The 16,303-nt window shown below is 58.8% G+C and carries 15 protein-coding genes; 9 read left to right on the forward strand and 6 right to left on the reverse strand.

Going from position 1 to position 16,303, the window contains the following annotated elements; genetic code table 11:
• Window positions 1-64 precede the first annotated feature (64 nt).
• Window positions 65-2,215, forward strand: coding sequence for a 5-histidylcysteine sulfoxide synthase (ovoA, locus tag QPL98_RS15985; protein ID WP_303293607.1), 2,151 nt, complete (start codon window positions 65-67; stop codon window positions 2,213-2,215).
• A 28-nt stretch (window positions 2,216-2,243) separates the two neighbouring features.
• Here ovoA and QPL98_RS15990 read toward each other — a convergent pair whose 3' ends face one another.
• A complete protein-coding gene (locus tag QPL98_RS15990) occupies window positions 2,244-3,002 on the reverse strand; it encodes a fructosamine kinase family protein (RefSeq protein WP_199453689.1) in 759 nt (252 codons plus the stop codon).
• Window positions 3,003-3,105: 103 nt separating this feature from the next.
• Here QPL98_RS15990 and QPL98_RS15995 point away from each other — a divergent pair, with 103 nt between their 5' ends.
• The gene (locus QPL98_RS15995) at window positions 3,106-4,101 is read left to right on the forward strand and encodes a lipid A deacylase LpxR family protein (RefSeq protein ID WP_303293608.1); all 996 of its coding nucleotides are present in this window, start codon (window positions 3,106-3,108) and stop codon (window positions 4,099-4,101) included.
• Window positions 4,102-4,105: 4 nt separating this feature from the next.
• Here QPL98_RS15995 and QPL98_RS16000 read toward each other — a convergent pair whose 3' ends face one another.
• Window positions 4,106-5,368: an FAD/NAD(P)-binding oxidoreductase gene (locus QPL98_RS16000; protein ID WP_303293609.1), complete on the reverse strand. Its 1,263-nt coding sequence runs from the start codon at window positions 5,366-5,368 to the stop codon at window positions 4,106-4,108.
• A gap of 243 nt (window positions 5,369-5,611) precedes the next feature.
• Here QPL98_RS16000 and QPL98_RS16005 point away from each other — a divergent pair, with 243 nt between their 5' ends.
• Window positions 5,612-6,073 carry a hypothetical protein gene (locus QPL98_RS16005; RefSeq protein ID WP_153739852.1) on the forward strand — a complete coding sequence of 154 codons (462 nt, stop codon included), beginning with the start codon at window positions 5,612-5,614 and terminating at the stop codon, window positions 6,071-6,073.
• A gap of 62 nt (window positions 6,074-6,135) precedes the next feature.
• On the opposite strand, the gene QPL98_RS16010 is transcribed toward QPL98_RS16005, so the two are convergent.
• Window positions 6,136-6,696, reverse strand: a complete 561-nt coding sequence (locus QPL98_RS16010) for a rhodanese-like domain-containing protein (RefSeq protein ID WP_153739851.1) — start codon at window positions 6,694-6,696, stop codon at window positions 6,136-6,138.
• Between the two features lie 246 nt (window positions 6,697-6,942).
• On the opposite strand from QPL98_RS16010, the gene QPL98_RS16015 reads away from it, so the two are divergent.
• The 6 genes from QPL98_RS16015 (at window position 6,943) to QPL98_RS16040 (ending at window position 13,354) form a co-directional block, all read left to right on the forward strand.
• The gene (locus QPL98_RS16015) at window positions 6,943-7,992 is read left to right on the forward strand and encodes a cytochrome-c peroxidase (protein ID WP_153739850.1); all 1,050 of its coding nucleotides are present in this window, start codon (window positions 6,943-6,945) and stop codon (window positions 7,990-7,992) included.
• Between the two features lie 162 nt (window positions 7,993-8,154).
• Window positions 8,155-8,892 (forward strand): oxygen-insensitive NADPH nitroreductase, encoded by a 738-nt coding sequence (gene nfsA, locus QPL98_RS16020; protein ID WP_153739849.1) that lies wholly within the window; start codon window positions 8,155-8,157, stop codon window positions 8,890-8,892.
• 106 nt (window positions 8,893-8,998) lie between these two features.
• Window positions 8,999-10,513, forward strand: a complete 1,515-nt coding sequence (gene mqo, locus QPL98_RS16025) for a malate dehydrogenase (quinone) (protein ID WP_199453683.1) — start codon at window positions 8,999-9,001, stop codon at window positions 10,511-10,513.
• The gene (locus QPL98_RS16030; RefSeq protein WP_113879529.1) at window positions 10,510-11,667 is read left to right on the forward strand and encodes a Re/Si-specific NAD(P)(+) transhydrogenase subunit alpha; all 1,158 of its coding nucleotides are present in this window, start codon (window positions 10,510-10,512) and stop codon (window positions 11,665-11,667) included. The genes mqo and QPL98_RS16030 overlap by 4 nt, the downstream gene beginning before the upstream one ends.
• Window positions 11,667-11,954, forward strand: coding sequence for an NAD(P) transhydrogenase subunit alpha (locus tag QPL98_RS16035; RefSeq protein ID WP_011783921.1), 288 nt, complete (start codon window positions 11,667-11,669; stop codon window positions 11,952-11,954). The genes QPL98_RS16030 and QPL98_RS16035 overlap by 1 nt, the downstream gene beginning before the upstream one ends.
• 2 nt (window positions 11,955-11,956) lie before the next feature.
• Window positions 11,957-13,354, forward strand: a complete 1,398-nt coding sequence (locus QPL98_RS16040; protein ID WP_153739847.1) for an NAD(P)(+) transhydrogenase (Re/Si-specific) subunit beta — start codon at window positions 11,957-11,959, stop codon at window positions 13,352-13,354.
• Here the strand turns inward: QPL98_RS16040 and QPL98_RS16045 are convergent, their stop codons facing one another.
• Genes QPL98_RS16045 through QPL98_RS16055 form a run of 3 tightly spaced genes read right to left on the reverse strand, consistent with a single transcriptional unit; the run spans window position 13,355 to window position 16,292 of the window.
• The gene (locus tag QPL98_RS16045; protein WP_113879531.1) at window positions 13,355-14,026 is read right to left on the reverse strand and encodes a lactate utilization protein C; all 672 of its coding nucleotides are present in this window, start codon (window positions 14,024-14,026) and stop codon (window positions 13,355-13,357) included.
• Window positions 14,026-15,468: a LutB/LldF family L-lactate oxidation iron-sulfur protein gene (locus QPL98_RS16050; protein WP_153739846.1), complete on the reverse strand. Its 1,443-nt coding sequence runs from the start codon at window positions 15,466-15,468 to the stop codon at window positions 14,026-14,028. The genes QPL98_RS16045 and QPL98_RS16050 overlap by 1 nt, the downstream gene beginning before the upstream one ends.
• The gene (locus tag QPL98_RS16055) at window positions 15,465-16,292 is read right to left on the reverse strand and encodes a (Fe-S)-binding protein (protein ID WP_153739845.1); all 828 of its coding nucleotides are present in this window, start codon (window positions 16,290-16,292) and stop codon (window positions 15,465-15,467) included. The genes QPL98_RS16050 and QPL98_RS16055 overlap by 4 nt, the downstream gene beginning before the upstream one ends.
• Window positions 16,293-16,303 lie beyond the last annotated feature (11 nt).

Below are 16,303 nucleotides of genomic sequence, written 5' to 3' on the forward strand. Positions count from 1 at the left end.
ACCGGTTACCTATGGTGGAACGTAATCCCGTAGGACATCATTCACTGAAAGGATCGGTTCAGCCATGGAGTTCTCCAACCCGACTGCAATTCTCGAACGCCAACATGCCATCGGTTTAACCCGCACGCCCAATCTGGCCGAGGGAGCCCCGGACACCAAACGCCAGGAAATCGCGCGTTATTTCACAGACACCTTCGACACCTACACGCGCCTGTTCGATTGCCTGGCTGATGACTCCGGCTATTACCAGAAATCTATCCCGCTCCGGCATCCGCTCATTTTCTACCTTGGCCACACCGCCACCTTTTTTGTGAACAAACTGGTGCTGGCCAAGATCCTGAAAGAACGCATCAACCCCAACATGGAATCCATCTTCGCGGTGGGTGTGGATGAAATGAGCTGGGACGACCTGAACGACGATCACTACGACTGGCCCGCTGTCCAGGAAGTGCTGGACTACCGGGCACAGGTGCGCCAGACCGTGCTGGAGTTGATCGAAACCATGCCACTCTCGCTGCCAATTGACTGGGACAGTAACTGGTGGCCCATCGTGATGGGCATCGAACATGAGCGTATTCACCTTGAGACTTCCTCGGTGCTCATCCGCCAGCACGCGCTGGAACGCGTTCAACCGCAACCGGAATGGGCGCCCATCCGGGAAACCGGCGAGGCACCGGAAAACGAGTTGCTCACCGTTCCCGCTGGCAAGGTACACATTGGAAAACCCTACGACGATGCCTTTTACGGCTGGGACAATGAGTACGGCGAGCATCAGGCCGACGTCGCCGAGTTCAAGGCCAGCCAGTACCTGGCGAGCAACCAGGAATTTCTGGAATTTGTCGAGGCCGGCGGCTATCAACAAGACGAATACTGGAGCGAGGAGGGCCTGGCCTGGCGAAGCTTTGCCGCAGCTAAACACCCCACCTTCTGGCGCTGGCAGAATGGCTGGCAACTGCGCCTGATGACTGAAGAGGTGGAGATGCCCTGGGACTGGCCGGTTGAGGTCAACTATCACGAGGCCAAGGCGTTCTGTGAGTGGAAACGTGAGCAAACCGGCAAACCCATCCGCCTGCCCACGGAAGACGAGTGGTATCGCCTCTGTGACGAAGCCGGCGTCCGGGAAGTGGGTGAATCCCCGGCCAACGCCAACCTCCACCTGGACCATGGTGCATCGTCGTGTCCGGTAACGCGCTTTCGCCACGGCCAGTGGTTCGATGTGGTTGACAACGTCTGGCAGTGGACCGAAACGCCCACCTATCCGTTCGACAACTTCAAAGTGCATCCACTGTACGACGACTTCACCACACCCACGTTCGACGGCCAGCACAATCTGATCAAAGGCGGCTCCTGGATTTCCTGTGGCAACGAAGCAAGGCTGGCCTCCCGTTATGCCTTCCGTCGGCATTTCTTCCAGCATGCAGGCTTCCGCTACATCACCTCCGAGGCCCAGGCTGTTCAACCCAACGCCTACTACGAGAGCGACCGGCTACTCACTGAATACGCCGAGTTCCATTACGGCGACAGCTGGTTTGGCGTCGCCAATTTCCCGAAAACCATGGCGGCACTGGCCCTGGACGCTATGGCCGGCAAAAAGACCGGGAAAGCGCTGGATCTGGGCTGTGCCTGTGGCCGGGCAAGTTTTGAGCTGGCGCGCCAGTTTGACGAGGTTGAAGGTGTCGATTTCTCTGCCAACTTCATACGTCTGGGGGTGGAGATGGCCGAGCAGGGCGCCATCCGTTATTCACTGACCGAAGAAGGCGAACTGGTCAGCTACCACACCCGCACCCTGAAAGAACTGGATCTCGAAGATACCGCCGCCAAGGTGGCGTTCTATCAGGGCGATGCCTGCAACCTGAAGCCCCAGTATTCCGGTTATGACCTGGTATTGGCCGCCAATCTGATCGACCGCCTGTACCGGCCACGTCGTTTCCTGGAGTGCATCCACGATCGCATTAACGAAGGCGGGCTGCTGATTATTGCCTCCCCGTATACCTGGCTTGAAGAACACACCCCGAAAGAGGAATGGCTTGGCGGTTTCAAGAAGGATGGCGAAAATCACCGAACGCTAGACGGCATTCGAGAGTGCCTGGGAGAGCACTTCAGGATGGTGGGCGAGCCCCGGAAAGTGCCCTTCGTGATCCGCGAGACCGAGCACAAGTTCCAGCACACGCTGTCTGAAGTGACCGTGTGGGAACGCAAACCCGCCAGGAGCTGAGTGTGATGCCGGCGTTACCAGCTTCTGCTTACGAGGCTGGTAGCGCCGCCAAGGCCGACAGGCCACGCTCGCAACCACCCAGATACCCACCACCGAACAGGTTGTAGTGGTTGAGGTAGTGGTACAGGTTATAGATTTCACGCTTGGTGGCGTAGACCTCAGTGCGCGGGTATACGCGATCGTAGGCACGATAGAACGCCGCGCCGAAACCGCCAAACATCTCGGTCATGGCAAGGTCCGCCTCCCGGTCGCCCTGATACACCGCCGGGTCAATCAGCCAGGGGCCATTACGGTCAAACATCACGTTGCCGTTCCACAGATCGCCGTGCAGCAGGCTCGGATGTTCGCAATGCTGATCCAGCCAGTTGGCCAGGCGGGCACCACAGGTTTCCAGGGTGCGCTCGAACCTGGCTCGCACCCCGGCATCTGAGATCCGGCTGACCTGATACTTCAGCCGCTGCTCCAGAAAAAACCGGCCCCAGGAATCTGTCAGCGTATTGGGTTGAGGTGCCAGGCCAATGAAGTTGTCGCGGCGCCAGCCATATTGATCCCGAGCCAGCAGGTGCAACTGCGCCAGCCCCTCCCCCAACGCAGTGAGGCACTTGTCGTCGGGCGGTGCTGAGTCAATCCGCCTGAGGGTAAGTCGGTGCTGGTTCACCTCCATAACTTCCGGAATACGGAGTGCTTCAACCCCTGCCTGTTGCAACCCGTCCCGAAGAGATTCCAGACCCTCAGCTTCGCAGATCAGCGCATCGGCATAGCCCGTGGTATTGGTTTTAACGTGCATATTGACTCCTGATTAGCGCGGGTATGGATCTGTTTGCGCCATAAAACCGTAGCAGGATTCTGCTAAGATACTTTGCATCCTACCCTCACGGAGTCCATTCCCAGTGCCCATCCGAGCTCTTTTTGCCCGCATTAGCCTCTTACTCGTGCTAGCACCCGCTTCCGCCAATGCGGAACAGTTCAACCTTGCCTGGGACAACGATCTATTCACTGGCAGCGACCGGGGCTACACCAATGGCGTGCGCCTGTCTTACCTTACCAATACAGCCGAAGACTCCGGCGGAGGCTCAGCCCGACTTGCAAGGGCGGGCAGAGATAGTCTGTCATTTCTGCCCGGCGTCGGCGACGCCGACAACAACCATGCAATGAGTGTCAGTCTGCGTCAACTCATGGTGACACCGGCAGACATTAGCCAGGAAGAGCCTCAATTCAATGATATCCCCTACGCCGGTCATCTCTCCCTGAGCAGCACCCTCTGGAGCTGGAGTGCTGACAGTATTACGGGGTACGGCGCTCACATTGGCGTGGTTGGTCCTGAAAGCGGCGCCGAAGCCAGCCAGAAATGGGTACACAAAATCACCGGGAGCGAACGCCCCAAAGGATGGGACAACCAGCTAGGGACCGACGTGGTTGGCGGATTTCAGGCGGCCCACGGGCGCAAACTGTTGCAAGCGGGGCAACGCGGCGACCTTGAACAACAGTTTTCAGCGGTAGGCTCCGGCCTGCTGTCCAGTTTTCGAACCTCCGCGACCGTTGGCGTGATCTGGCGGATGGGCAGAAACCTTCCGGCCAATTTTATACCGGATTACGCCGGCAGCTCCTCTGCCATCGCGCTACCCGGCTCTTTCAGTGACGCGAAAAGCGCCTGGTCAGTATTCATAGGCCTGGGGGCGGAATACATTGCCTATTCTTATCTTGAGGACAATTCCGGGCCCTACCGGTTCAGTGAAGGCCCCCTGCTCGGCCAGTTAGGCCTGGGCGGCACCTGGCAGTGGGACAACCTGCAAGCGGCGCTGATTTTGCGGGCCACGACGGGGGAAGAACAGCGTAACCAGGATAACTTCAGCTTTGGCACGCTGTCATTCAGCTGGGCACTGTAAGCGCCTAGCCCTCCCGGACTTCAGGCTTCGCCAACCACTCACGCCCTTTGAGCATACCGTGCCAGTACAAAGTGGGCAGCTGCTTGGCCTTGAGCCACCAGGCAGCGCGGGTGGCTTTGGTGCCATCGTTCACCCACTGCGGGAAACTGGGCTGAAGCACACCGTTATAGCCAAATTCCGCCAGCACGATGCGGCCGTTCTCTACCGTCAGCGGGCAGGAGCCGTATCCGAGGTAAGCCGCAGGCAGGGGCTGATTCCGTAAACTTGCAATAAGGTTTTCCGCCACGACCGGCGCCTGCTTTCGAACGGCAGCGGCAGTTTTGGCATTACCGGTGCCGCTCACGTCGCCAAGTCCGAATATATTGGCAAAGGTTTTGTGTTGGAGCGTATCGTCCGCCAGATTCAGCCAGCCACCGTCATTGGCCAGAACGGACTCGCGGATGAAACCGGGCGCTCGCTGGGGCGGCACCGCGTGCAGCATATCAAAATCCAGTTCCCGATCCTGGCTGTTACCTTCAGCGTCCGTAAGCCGGAACGTGGCTTTGCGGGCGGGGCCGTTGACCGCCACCAGATTGCTCTGAAAGTTGACCTGAATACCGTATTTATCGATGTATTCCTGAAGTGCCGGGACATAAGCCGGTACACCGAACAGAACCGCTCCGGCATTATGAAATTGAATATCGAGCTGGCCAAGAACTCCGTTTCTGCGCCAATGGTCGGAAGACAGATACATCGCTTTCTGCGGCGCCCCGGCACATTTGATGGGCATGGGTGGCTGGCTGAACAGGGCCCTTCCCTTTTTCAGGGCCTGTACCGTTTGCCAGGTGTATTGCGCCATACCTTGACGGTAGTTGGACGTCACACCATTGGACCCAAGCGCCGATTCCAGGCCATCAATGGCAGACCAGTTCAGCTCCAGCCCCGGCGCCAGCACCAGTGTCTGATAGGAAATACTCGAACCGTCCGCCAGCCTTACCTGATTCTGCTCCGGCATTACGCCCGAAACCGCCTGCTGATACCAGGAGACAAAACCCGGCATCACCTGTGACATGGGCCGGGAGGTAACCTCCGGCTGAAAAACGCCGCCACCGACCATGGTCCAGCCTGGTTGATAGTGATGGGTCGCGGATGGTTCCAGGATCGCGATATCCAGACGGCGGTCCCGTTTGTGCAGGCTGGACGCCACCGAGATACCGGCAGCGCCGCCACCAACGATAACAACGCTGTGGTGCCGATCGGCCCCCGCCGGTTCTGTTCTGCTGTTCATGCCTCTACCCTCTTGTGTTTATTTGCACGGCATTTCATCTTGATACATATCAAATCCTAACACCATTTTAGATATATCGTTATATCATAAAGGAATATATCGCCGCGCAAGGTCTTCCTGTCTCATAGCGCGCAGGGTGGAGAAGAGCCCGGTGACAGACAGAACAGTGACATTGTCACTGAAGCTCCAATAGCCCCGCGTCTAGGATTGGCATGTGAACCATCAAAACTCAGGAGTGACCCAATGACGAATGCCATCAAGACTTTTGTACTGTCGCTGTTGTTCGCGGCTCCACTGACAGCCGTTGCGGAGAATCAAAAGGCGAACAACGGCAGTAAAGAAAACACCGTAGACGAGGTTCTGGTGATTCTTTCCAGCGACTCCCCGCAAACCCAGGGTATGGCGATGGTGCTGTCCAACACCATGGCCCAGAAAGGTGCCAAGGTGAATGTGCTTCTATGCGACGAAGCCGGCGCCCTGGCCCTGAAAACTTATGAGGCCAAGCCCCTGGCACCGAAAAACGTCACCCCGGGCCAGATGTTGCGCGGTTTGATGAAAGCCGGTGGTACGGTGAATGTGTGTGCGCTGTACCTGCCCAACAGCGAACACAGCAAAGAAGATTTGATGGAGGGTGTCGGCGTTGCAACCCCACCGTCGATGGCGAACCAGATGCTGGATCGCAAGACGAGGGTTTTTACTTTTTGACTGAAGTGATTGAATTTCTGTCCTGGAGCGGAGTGGCCGCTCCAGGCTGACAGCCGTGTTGGTCAGGTCCCTGATGCCGGGAAACGATAGATTTTCTCGGGGTTGGCCTTGGTCGACCAGGGCAGGCCAGAATTCTGCCAGCCGTTTTGCACACGGAATCCTTTCTTTTCGCCGTCCTTCACAGTACTGCCCTGGAAGCCGTTGTCGATGTACTTCACGTTGGTAAAGCCACGTTCCAGAAGGTAATCAGCACTGGGCTTGCCGCGGGCGGAACCGGAGCGGCACATGGTGATGATCAGGGAATCCCGCGTCAGTCCCTTTTCCTTCAGCGCGGCATCAACCTGGGCAACAAAATCCTCGTTGATATCCATGGCGAAGACACCTTTCTCATCGTTCCAGCGCGTACGATCCACCAGCTGGAACGGAATGTTTCGGTCCACCGCATCGGTAAAGCCGATGAACATGATTTCCACCGGATCCCGGACATCAATGAACAGCAGATGGTCACCTTGCTCCTGAACCGCGTCCCAGGTCTGCTCCGGAGTCACAGACAGTGCATCTTCCGCTTGGGCTGACATGGCAACCGTCAAAAAGAAAAGCACAGACACAACAATCGGTTTCATAACGCGTACTCCTGCCTACTTTTAAATTTCTTCTGAGTATAACTTTATAACCTAAATGAAAACGGGAGAGCACGGCTTTTCTGCGCGACGAAATGCCGCAGAAAGATCCAGAAATTGCAGACCGGAATCAAACTTGATGAACGTCAAGCTCAGAACCAACTCTCGCGTTTTTGCGATGAACCGCGCTGCCACTCTGTTACGTTGGAACCAGATGGATACCAAGTTGTTCTCAAAGGAGAAAGCGACATGATCAAGCATCCACTGGCAAAAGCACTCACCCTGAGCCTGGGCGTGGCAGCAGGCTCCGCCATGGCGGACAACCTGATGGAGCGGGCCAACAGCATGTTCGAGCCCATTCCCAAATACCCACCGGTGATTGATGGCAATGAACTCACTCAGGCCAAGGTTGAACTGGGCAAGATGCTGTTCTTTGAACCGCGCCTGTCTTCCAGCCATCTGATCAGCTGCAACACCTGCCACAACGTGGGACTGGGCGGTGATGACGAGCTCCCTACCTCTATCGGCCATGGCTGGCAGAAGGGTCCACGGAACTCGCCGACTGTGTTCAACGCCGTATTTAACGCAGCCCAGTTCTGGGATGGCCGTGCCGCCGACCTGGCCGAACAGGCCAAAGGGCCTGTACAGGCGGGTGTCGAGATGAGCAGTACGCCGGACCGGGTGGTGGCTACCCTGAAGAGTATGCCGGAGTACATCGAGCGCTTTGAGGACGCATTCCCGGGCCAGGAAAATCCAGTCACCTTCGACAATATGGCTGTTGCCATTGAAGCCTATGAAGCAACACTGATCACCCCGGAAGCACCTTTCGACAAATATCTGCGCGGCGACACCTCCGCGCTGAACGAGAGTGAGAAAGAAGGTCTGGCGCTGTTCATGGACCGCGGCTGTACCGCCTGCCACAGCGGTGTGAACCTCGGCGGTCAGAGCTACCATCCATTCGGGCTGGTTGCCAAGCCGGGTGCCGAGATCCTGCCAGAGGGCGATAAAGGCCGCTTCTCTGTCACCGAAACCGCGTCTGACGAGTATGTGTTCCGCGCCTCTCCGCTGCGTAACATCGAGCTGACCGCGCCCTATTTCCACTCTGGCGCCGTCTGGAGCCTGGAAGAAGCCGTTGCGGTGATGGGTACGGCCCAGCTGGGCACCGAGCTGAACGATGATGAAGTGAAATCCATTGTCGCCTTCCTCAAGACCCTGACCGGCAATGTTCCGGAAGTAACCTATCCGGTACTGCCACCAAGCACCGTCAATACGCCCAAGCCCGTGGACATGATCCCGTAAGTCACGGGCTCTGCATTCACCCTCGAAGGCGCGCTTTCCCGGCGCGCCTTTTTTGTTGAGGTTGGTCATACTATCCGGACAACTACCCACCTTTGTCCGCTTGTGCGGTTGCTGATGAGCAAGCTATCGTCTGTTTTCTTTCTTAGAGACAGGCTAGAGGCTATGAATCCGACCATTGAACTTCTGAAATCCCACCGCTCTATCCGCAAGTTCAAGGACCAGCAGATCCCACGGGAGTTGTTCGAAGAGCTGATTCGTGCCGGCCAGAGTGCCGCCACCTCCAATCACGTTCAGGCCTACTCCATCATCCATGTGGTCAACCCGGAGAACCGCCGTAAGATCGCCGAACTGGCCGGCGGCCAACCCTATGTCGCCAACAGTTCCGACTTCCTGGTCTTCTGTGCCGATATGAAACGGGCGACCGAAGCCGCTGAGCGGGCCGGTGCCGAGGTGATACGAGGTATGACCGAGCAACTGCTGGTTGCCACCATCGACACCGCCCTGATGGCACAGAATGTCGCCATTGCCGCGGAATCCGAGGGACTGGGACTGTGTTACATCGGAGGTATTCGTAACAACCCGCAGGACGTGAGCGAGATTCTGAAACTGCCGGAACATGTCTACCCGGTATTTGGCATGTGCCTCGGCTACCCCGATCAGAACCCGGAAGTTAAGCCCCGGCTGCCACTTTCCGCGATTCTGAAAGAAGACGCCTACACCGATGCCGATGACACCGCACTGGTGACCCGTTTCGACCAGACCATGAATCAGTATTACCAGGCCAGAAGCAGCAGCAACAAGGACACCACCTGGTCCGAACAGCTGAAGCCACTGTTTACCTCAAAACTGCGCCCGCACATAAAAGCATTCCTGAATGGTCGCGGCTTCGGCACTAAATAGATCGATTTTTTCGATGTATTTGCCTCAGTAAATACGATTCTTGCGGCAACCGCCTTAGACTAAAGTATGCCCCCTTTGTTCGTTTGCTACTGAAAGGGGCATACCCATGGCGGGCTTCGATACCGATATTCTTCTGATTGGCGGCGGCGTTATGAGCGTCACGCTGGCCTCTCTGATTCAGCAACTGGACAGCTCCCGGTCGATCACCCTGGTCGAACAGGGTCAGGAGCTGGCCGGAGAAAGCTCGGACGCCTGGAACAACGCCGGCACCGGTCACGCCGGTTATTGCGAACTCAACTACACCCCCGCCAACCCCGATGGCAGCGTTTCCGTAGAGCGGGCGCTCGCCATCAACGAGCGCTTCGAGCTCTCACTTCAGTACTGGAGCAGCCTGGTTGAGAAGGGGCTCCTGCCCGCACCGGCCAACTTCATTCGCCGGGTGCCACATCTGAGCTGGGTTGAGGGTGCCAGGGCCTGTGAATTTCTGAAAACCCGCCACAGAGCCCTCGAGGGCCAACCGCTGTTTCAGGAGATGGAGTTCAGCGATCAGCCAGACACCCTCGCTCGCTGGCTCCCGCTTATCCACGGTACCCGGCAAGCCTTTGAGCCGGTCGCAGCTACCCGCGTCGCCCACGGCAGTGACGTCAATTTTGGCGCACTGACGCGCCTGCTGGGGCGCTCCCTGGCCCAGCACGCCTGTGATATTCAGCTCCAGTGCCAGGTAACCGATATCAAGCGCGAAGCCGGCGGCTGGCGCGTGAGCCTGCATCACCTGGGCAGCGGCGAGAAACGCAGCATTACCAGCCGTTTTCTGTTCATTGGCGCGGGCGGAGCGGCCCTGTCATTGCTGCAGAAGACCGGTATTCCGGAAATTCGCGGCTACGGGGGGTTCCCGGTATCCGGCCTGTGGCTGGCCTGCGATAACGAAGACATGGCCCTGTCACACAACGCCAAGGTCTATAGCCAGGCACCGGTTGGCGCCCCACCCATGTCGGTGCCCCACCTGGACACCCGGTTTATCAATGGCAAGGCGGCGCTGCTCTTCGGCCCCTTCGCTGGCTTTACCACCCGCTTCCTCAAAAGCGGCGATCGATCGGACCTGATCCGCTCAGTTCGCAGCCACAACCTGCGGCCGCTGATCGACGTTGGCGTGCACAACTGGCCGCTGACCCGATACCTGATCAAAGAAGCTCTCAGCCCCAAATCGGCCCGCCTCGGCGAACTGGCGCGCTTTATGGAGGACCCGGATCCGGCTCAGTGGCAATTGGTGCGGGCCGGGCAGCGTGTTCAGGTTATCAAGCCAACGGCCTCGGGCCGGGGCAGTCTGGAATTCGGCACCGAGGTTTTGAGCACTGAGGACCGATCCCTGGCAGCCCTGCTGGGCGCTTCACCGGGCGCCTCCACCTGCGTCTCCGCAATGCTGGAGGTTATAGAACGTTGTTTCCCGGAACTGATTCAGGGCCAACCGCTGCAAACCCTGCAATCGCTGATTCCGAGCTACGGTCAATCGCTTCAGGCCAACCGCCAACTGCTAGCCGATGTCCGCCGCTACACCCTTAACACCCTGGGACTGAACACCGGGGCAGAACAAACTCAAACTGAACGGAGCCTGTACGCATGATGATAGGGATTCCCAGAGAACGACAAGACGGTGAAAACCGTGTGGCCATTATCCCATCCGGAGTTTCCACCCTGCTGGAGGCCGGCTACGAGGTGGTGGTCGAGAGTGGTGCTGGCAGTGCCGCCCATTTCACCGATGACGACTATCGCCACGCCGGGGCCATCATCGCCGACAATGCCGACGCTCTGTATCGTCAGGCCACAGTCATCCTCAAGGTTCGGGCGCCCTCATCAGAGGAAGCGCGACTGATTCAGCAAGACGCCACCCTGATCTGCCTGCTCGATCCCTGGTTCAACCAGCCGCTGCTGGAACAACTGGCCGGGCAAAACGTGCAGGCATTTGCCCTGGACCTGGTGCCCAGAACCACCCGGGCCCAGTCCATGGACGTGTTGAGTGCCATGGCGGGCATCAGCGGGTACCGCGCCGTCCTCAGCGGCGCCATGGCCCTGCCCCGTTACTTCCCCATGCTGATGACCGCCGCCGGCACCATTCATCCGGCCCGGGTACTGGTTATTGGCGCCGGTGTTGCAGGTCTGATGGCCATTGCCACCGCCCGCCGTCTGGGCGCAGTGGTCGAGGCCTACGACCTTCGCCCTGAGGTGAAAGAGCAGGTGGAGAGCCTGGGCGCCGATTTCATTGAAATCGAAGTGCCTGCATCCGATACCACCGGAGACAGCGGTTATGCCAAAGCGCAGAGCGAAGCGTTCTACACCGCCCAAAGACAGCAACTGGCAGACTGCGTCGCCCGCGCCGACCTGGTAATCACCACGGCGGCGGTACCCGGAAAACCGGCTCCCAAACTGATTGACCAGGAAATGATTCACCGAATGAAGAGCGGCTCGGTCATCGTGGATCTGGCGGCCGACAAAGGAGGTAACGTGGAAGGCACCGTTCTGAACCAGAAGGTGGATGTGGACGGCGTTACCCTGGTCGGCCATGCCAACCACCCCTCCCGCGTACCGGTGCACGCGTCCCAGCTGCTCACCCGCAACATTACCGCCTTTTTGCTCAACATGACCGAAGACGGTCGTGTGGTACCCAAGCTGGAGGACGAGATTGTTGCGGCCACACTGGTGGTCCAGCACGGCAGCGTCCGCCACAACGCCGAGACTCGAGACACTCCGCAAACTTCAACCCAAAAGGACACGGACTGATGGAACTGTTTGCACTCAGCTTTACCATTTTCATTCTGGCATTGTTCGTCGGGGTAGAACTGATCAACAAGGTTCCGCCCACCCTTCATACCCCATTGATGAGCGGCACCAATGCCATCTCCGGCATCGTAATCGTCGGCGCGATCATCAGTGCGGGCAGCACAGAGCTGTCGCCTAATGTCGCCGGCGTTCTGGGCTTTATCGCTGTCACCCTGGCCAGCATCAATATCGTAGCTGGCTTTCTGGTGACGGATCGCATGCTGAATATGTTCAAGCGGAAGGGATAACCATGTTTGCATTGATCAATCTGTCTTACCTTGCAGCTGCTGTCTGCTTCATTCTCGGCATCAAGGGCATGACCCGCCCAAAAACAGCGGTACGTGGCAACCAGCTGGCCGCCATCGGGATGCTGATTGCGGTCGTCGCCGCCCTGTTGCACCAGGAAATCATCAGCTACGCGGCCATCATCGCTGGTATGCTGCTGGGCGGCTCGATCGGCGTCTGGCTCGCAAAACGGACCGCAACCACGGAAATGCCGGAACTGGTGGCGAGCCTGAACGGTATCGGCGGGGGCGCCTCCGTTGCGGTGGCCGCCAGTACCTGGATGCATGCGGTTAACGCCACCGGTGCCGGAAGTAGTGGCTGGACCGCCGCTATTCTGGCCTCCATCGTCATCGGCTCAGTGACCCTGACCGGGTCGGTCGTAGCCGTTCTGAAACTCAAGGGGAATATTGGCGACAGCCGGAACAATCGCCTGTGGCACAGTGTCACGCTGGTTACTCTGATTGCCGCCGTGACCGGAGCGGTGCTGTTTGCCACCAGCGGCAGCACCAGCCCGCTGGCCCTCGCGGCCCTCGTAGGGCTCTGCCTGCTACTTGGCATTGGACTGGTCCAGCCTATCGGTGGTGCCGACATGCCGGTCGTCGTCGCCCTGCTTAACGCCTATTCCGGCCTGGCGGGTGCGGCCACCGGGTTCGTGCTGGGCAACCAGGGGTTGATCATTACCGGTTCCCTGGTGGGTGCCTCCGGCCTGATTCTGACCGCCATCATGTGCAAGGCCATGAACCGGTCCCTGCCCAACGTTCTGTTCGGCGGTGTACTGGGCGGATCAGACAGTACGGCGAGCCAGCAGGATGAAGGGGAGTTCTACGATGGCAAGGTGAAATACGCCACCCCTGACGATCTGGCCCTGTTGCTGGATGGTGCCCGCAAGGTGGTCATGGTGCCCGGATACGGCCTGGCGGTGGCTCAAGCCCAGCATGCGGTGAAAGAACTCGCCAACCAGCTTGAGGGCCGTGGTGCCAAGGTCAGTTACGCGATTCATCCGGTGGCAGGCCGGATGCCAGGGCACATGAACGTGCTGCTGGCCGAAGCTGAAATCCCTTATGACCAGTTGAAAGACATGGACGCCATTAACCCGGAACTGCCGCAGGCGGATGTAGCCATCGTGCTCGGCGCCAACGACGTGGTAAACCCGGCCGCCGCCGAAGACCCGAACTCGCCCATTTTTGGCATGCCGATCCTCGATGTGCACAAGGCGAAAACCGTGGTGGTGGTCAAGCGCAGCCTGTCCGCTGGCTTCGCCGGCATTCCCAACGGTCTGTTCATTCGCGACAACAGCCTGATGGTGAAGGGCGACGCCAAGGAAGTCCTGCAAGCCACCACCAGCGCGATCAAGGAACTCTGATCAGCCGTCCTCAAGGATGAGGACCACCAGCTCCTTGGGGCCATGGGCCCCATAGGCAAGCACCTGCTCGATGTCCGCCGTCTTGGACGGACCAGATACCAGCAACAGGTTCGTGGGCAGACCCGCGGACCAGTTGTGCTTCTGCATCATCCCATACAGGTTGTCTTCCACCTCACTGGCCTTGAGCAACGCGATATGCAACGGCGGCAGAAGACTCATCAGCCGCGGCTCGTGACGATCCGGCCACAGTACCAGTGAACCGGTGGCAGCAATCCCGCCCACCGTGCCCGTCACGCTGGCATCCACCTGCCAGAACAGCTCCTCCTTCCATTCCTCAATCGGACGGTCATAGACCAACAGCTCCGGTCTGGGCTCCGCACGCTGCCAGTGCTCCGCCAGCTGCTTGCCGTGCCCGGTACCCGGGGCATAAAGCACATTCTTCAGGCCGCGGCTCTCCAGCAATTCCTGAACCTTTGAGGGCCACTCCTCGGTCGTCAGCTGGTGGATTTCGGTGTGCACCGCTTCCATCAGAGAACGCAGGCGAGTAATCCGGTCCTCCGGCGCATACTGCCAGGGGCGGGTTACCAGACCCTCATCGAAATCGTCCGGCCGGGGCGTGGTGCCGGCCAGACCGGCACGGAGCTTGTTGAGAATATTGCTGCGGGCACTCATCACCGGTCTCCCTGATTCAAATGGGCTTTGGCCAGATCATGCAAAGACCGCCGGGCCGGTACCGGCGCCGAGTGGTTCTCGGTCCAGGGGCCGACGTTTTTCGGTGCAAGTTTGCCAAAACGGGTCGCGCCCCACAGGAACAGGCGGTAAAACACCGGCGCCGTATTCAGCCTGGCCCAGAAGCGCCAGATTGCCCGCTCCTTGCGGGAATACTTGGCGCCGCCATCTTTCACTTTCGGCTGTTCGGCGGGGTTCTTCACGTTTTCCTGGCGCAAGCGCTGCAGCATTTCCGGGATCGGAATCTTCACCGGACACACCTCACCACAGGCGCCACACAATGAAGACGCGCTGGGGTGGTCCGGTACCTTGTGCAACCCGACCATGTGCGGCGTAATAATCTTGCCGATCGGCCCCGGATAAACCTCACCGTAGGTGTGGCCACCCACACGGGTATAGACCGGGCAGTGGTTCATGCACGCACCGCAGCGGATACAGTTTAATGTCTGGCGCAGCTGGGCATCGGCGAAAGCACCACTGCGGCCATTGTCCAGCAGAACCAGATGCACTTCTTCCGGACCATCCAGCTCATCCGCCTTGCGCGGGCCGGAAATCATGTTCACGTAAGTAGTGATCGGCTGACCCAACGCGGAACGGGTCAGCAGCGACAACAGGGGCACCACGTCCCGCAGGTTCTCTACCACTTTTTCGATGCCGGTGACGGCAATGTGCACTGGCGGCGCCGTGGTGCTCATGCGGCCATTGCCTTCGTTCTCCACCAGCAGCAAGGTGCCGGTTTCGGCAATGGCGAAGTTGACGCCGGAGACCCCAACATCCGCTTCAAGGAATTTCTGGCGCAGGGTGCGGCGACCAATCTGGATCAGTTCGTTCACATCCTCGGTCTCATCCACGCCCAATTTGTCGTGGAACAGTCTGGAGACCTGAAAGCGGTTCTTGTGAATCGCCGGCATGATGATGTGGGAGGGCTTTTCGCCATCCAGCTGGACGATGTACTCACCCATGTCCGACTCCAGGCACTCGATGTGGCGTTCAGCCAGGTAGTCGTTCATTTCCATTTCTTCGCTGACCATGGATTTACCCTTCACCACCTGAGAGCCCTGCTTCGCCTCAATGATGGAGTGGACAATCCGGTTGGCCTCCTCGGTAGTCTCGGCCCAGTGAACCTTGACACCGTTATCGGTCAGCTTCGATTCCAGCTGCTCAAGCAAATCCGGCAACCGGGACAGCGCCCGGGCCTTGATATGGTTGCCGAGTTCCCGCAGTCCTTCACGCTCTTCCTCGTCCGGAAAAGCATCGGCCCGCTTTTTCATCAGCGAGTCCATGGCGACGCGGAAGTTGGTGCGCAGCTGGTCGTCAGCCAGGGCGCCCACCGCTCGGCCACGGAAGCTGTCGGTGAGTTCTTTAACCGGTATTCGCTGGCTCATGATTTCACCTCTCCACTCACCCGCTCCCACAGAAAGCTGGCCAGATGCCGGCCCCGGAACGTCTGTTTCTGTTTTTCCAGGGAGCCGTTGATGTTGAGCAGGCAGCCGCCATCAGCGGTTACCATTTCCGCTGCACCGGATTCCCGCAACGAACGGGTTTTATCGAGCACCATGGCCCCGGACACTTCCGGCATGCGCACAGAGAAGGTGCCACCAAAGCCGCAGCATTCGCTTTCATGATCGTGGTCCAGCCGCTCGACATTCGCCAGCTTGCCCAGCAACTCCCGCGCATGCAGGTGGGTGTTCATTTCCCTGCGGGCGGAACAGGAGGTGTGCAAGGCAATCTGTGTGGGCTGGCCGAGATCCTGCCAGTCCACCTTGCATACATGCAGCAGAAACTCGGTCAGCTCGAACGTTCGTTCAGCCAGATCTTCCACACGTTTAAGGGTATCTGGTTCTTCTGCAAAGACTTCCCGGTAATGCTGTCGGAACATACCGGCACAGGATCCGGACGGCACCACCACCGGCAAGCCGTTGTCGAGTAGATTGAGCTGTGCCCGCGCCACCTCCCGGGCCTCGTTCACGTAGCCGGAGGTCCAGGCAGGCTGACCGCAGCAGGATTGCTCGTGTGGAAAATGCACGCGAATGCCTTCCCGTTCCAGCAGGCGGATAGCATCCAGCCCGGCCTCGGGAAAGAACAAATCCACCACGCAGGTGCCGAACAAAATGACCTCGGCCGGCTTGGCCGGATACGTTCGTGGCCTGGAGCGCTCTGGAGCCACGCGGGTAGCATTGGGGGCGGCGTCGTAAAACAGCTCACTCATCAGTCATTGCC

The organism is Marinobacter sp. ST-43 (assembly GCF_030541085.1).
Taxonomy (GTDB): domain Bacteria; phylum Pseudomonadota; class Gammaproteobacteria; order Pseudomonadales; family Oleiphilaceae; genus Marinobacter; species Marinobacter nauticus.

Bases quoted from the DNA above. Each gene is read 5' to 3' on its own strand.
- QPL98_RS16015 (WP_153739850.1), top strand. From the start codon at position 6,943: ATGATCAAGCATCCACTGGCAAAAGCACTCACCCTGAGCCTGGGCGTG.
- QPL98_RS15990 (WP_199453689.1), bottom strand. From the start codon at position 3,002: ATGCACGTTAAAACCAATACCACGGGCTATGCCGATGCGCTGATCTGC.
- QPL98_RS16040 (WP_153739847.1), top strand. From the start codon at position 11,957: ATGTTTGCATTGATCAATCTGTCTTACCTTGCAGCTGCTGTCTGCTTC.
- ovoA (WP_303293607.1), top strand. From the start codon at position 65: ATGGAGTTCTCCAACCCGACTGCAATTCTCGAACGCCAACATGCCATC.
- QPL98_RS16050 (WP_153739846.1), bottom strand. From the start codon at position 15,468: ATGAGCCAGCGAATACCGGTTAAAGAACTCACCGACAGCTTCCGTGGC.
- QPL98_RS16055 (WP_153739845.1), bottom strand. From the start codon at position 16,292: ATGAGTGAGCTGTTTTACGACGCCGCCCCCAATGCTACCCGCGTGGCT.
- QPL98_RS16005 (WP_153739852.1), top strand. From the start codon at position 5,612: ATGACGAATGCCATCAAGACTTTTGTACTGTCGCTGTTGTTCGCGGCT.
- QPL98_RS16010 (WP_153739851.1), bottom strand. From the start codon at position 6,696: ATGAAACCGATTGTTGTGTCTGTGCTTTTCTTTTTGACGGTTGCCATG.
- QPL98_RS16000 (WP_303293609.1), bottom strand. From the start codon at position 5,368: ATGAACAGCAGAACAGAACCGGCGGGGGCCGATCGGCACCACAGCGTT.
- QPL98_RS16035 (WP_011783921.1), top strand. From the start codon at position 11,667: ATGGAACTGTTTGCACTCAGCTTTACCATTTTCATTCTGGCATTGTTC.
- mqo (WP_199453683.1), top strand. From the start codon at position 8,999: ATGGCGGGCTTCGATACCGATATTCTTCTGATTGGCGGCGGCGTTATG.
- QPL98_RS16030 (WP_113879529.1), top strand. From the start codon at position 10,510: ATGATGATAGGGATTCCCAGAGAACGACAAGACGGTGAAAACCGTGTG.
- QPL98_RS16045 (WP_113879531.1), bottom strand. From the start codon at position 14,026: ATGAGTGCCCGCAGCAATATTCTCAACAAGCTCCGTGCCGGTCTGGCC.
- nfsA (WP_153739849.1), top strand. From the start codon at position 8,155: ATGAATCCGACCATTGAACTTCTGAAATCCCACCGCTCTATCCGCAAG.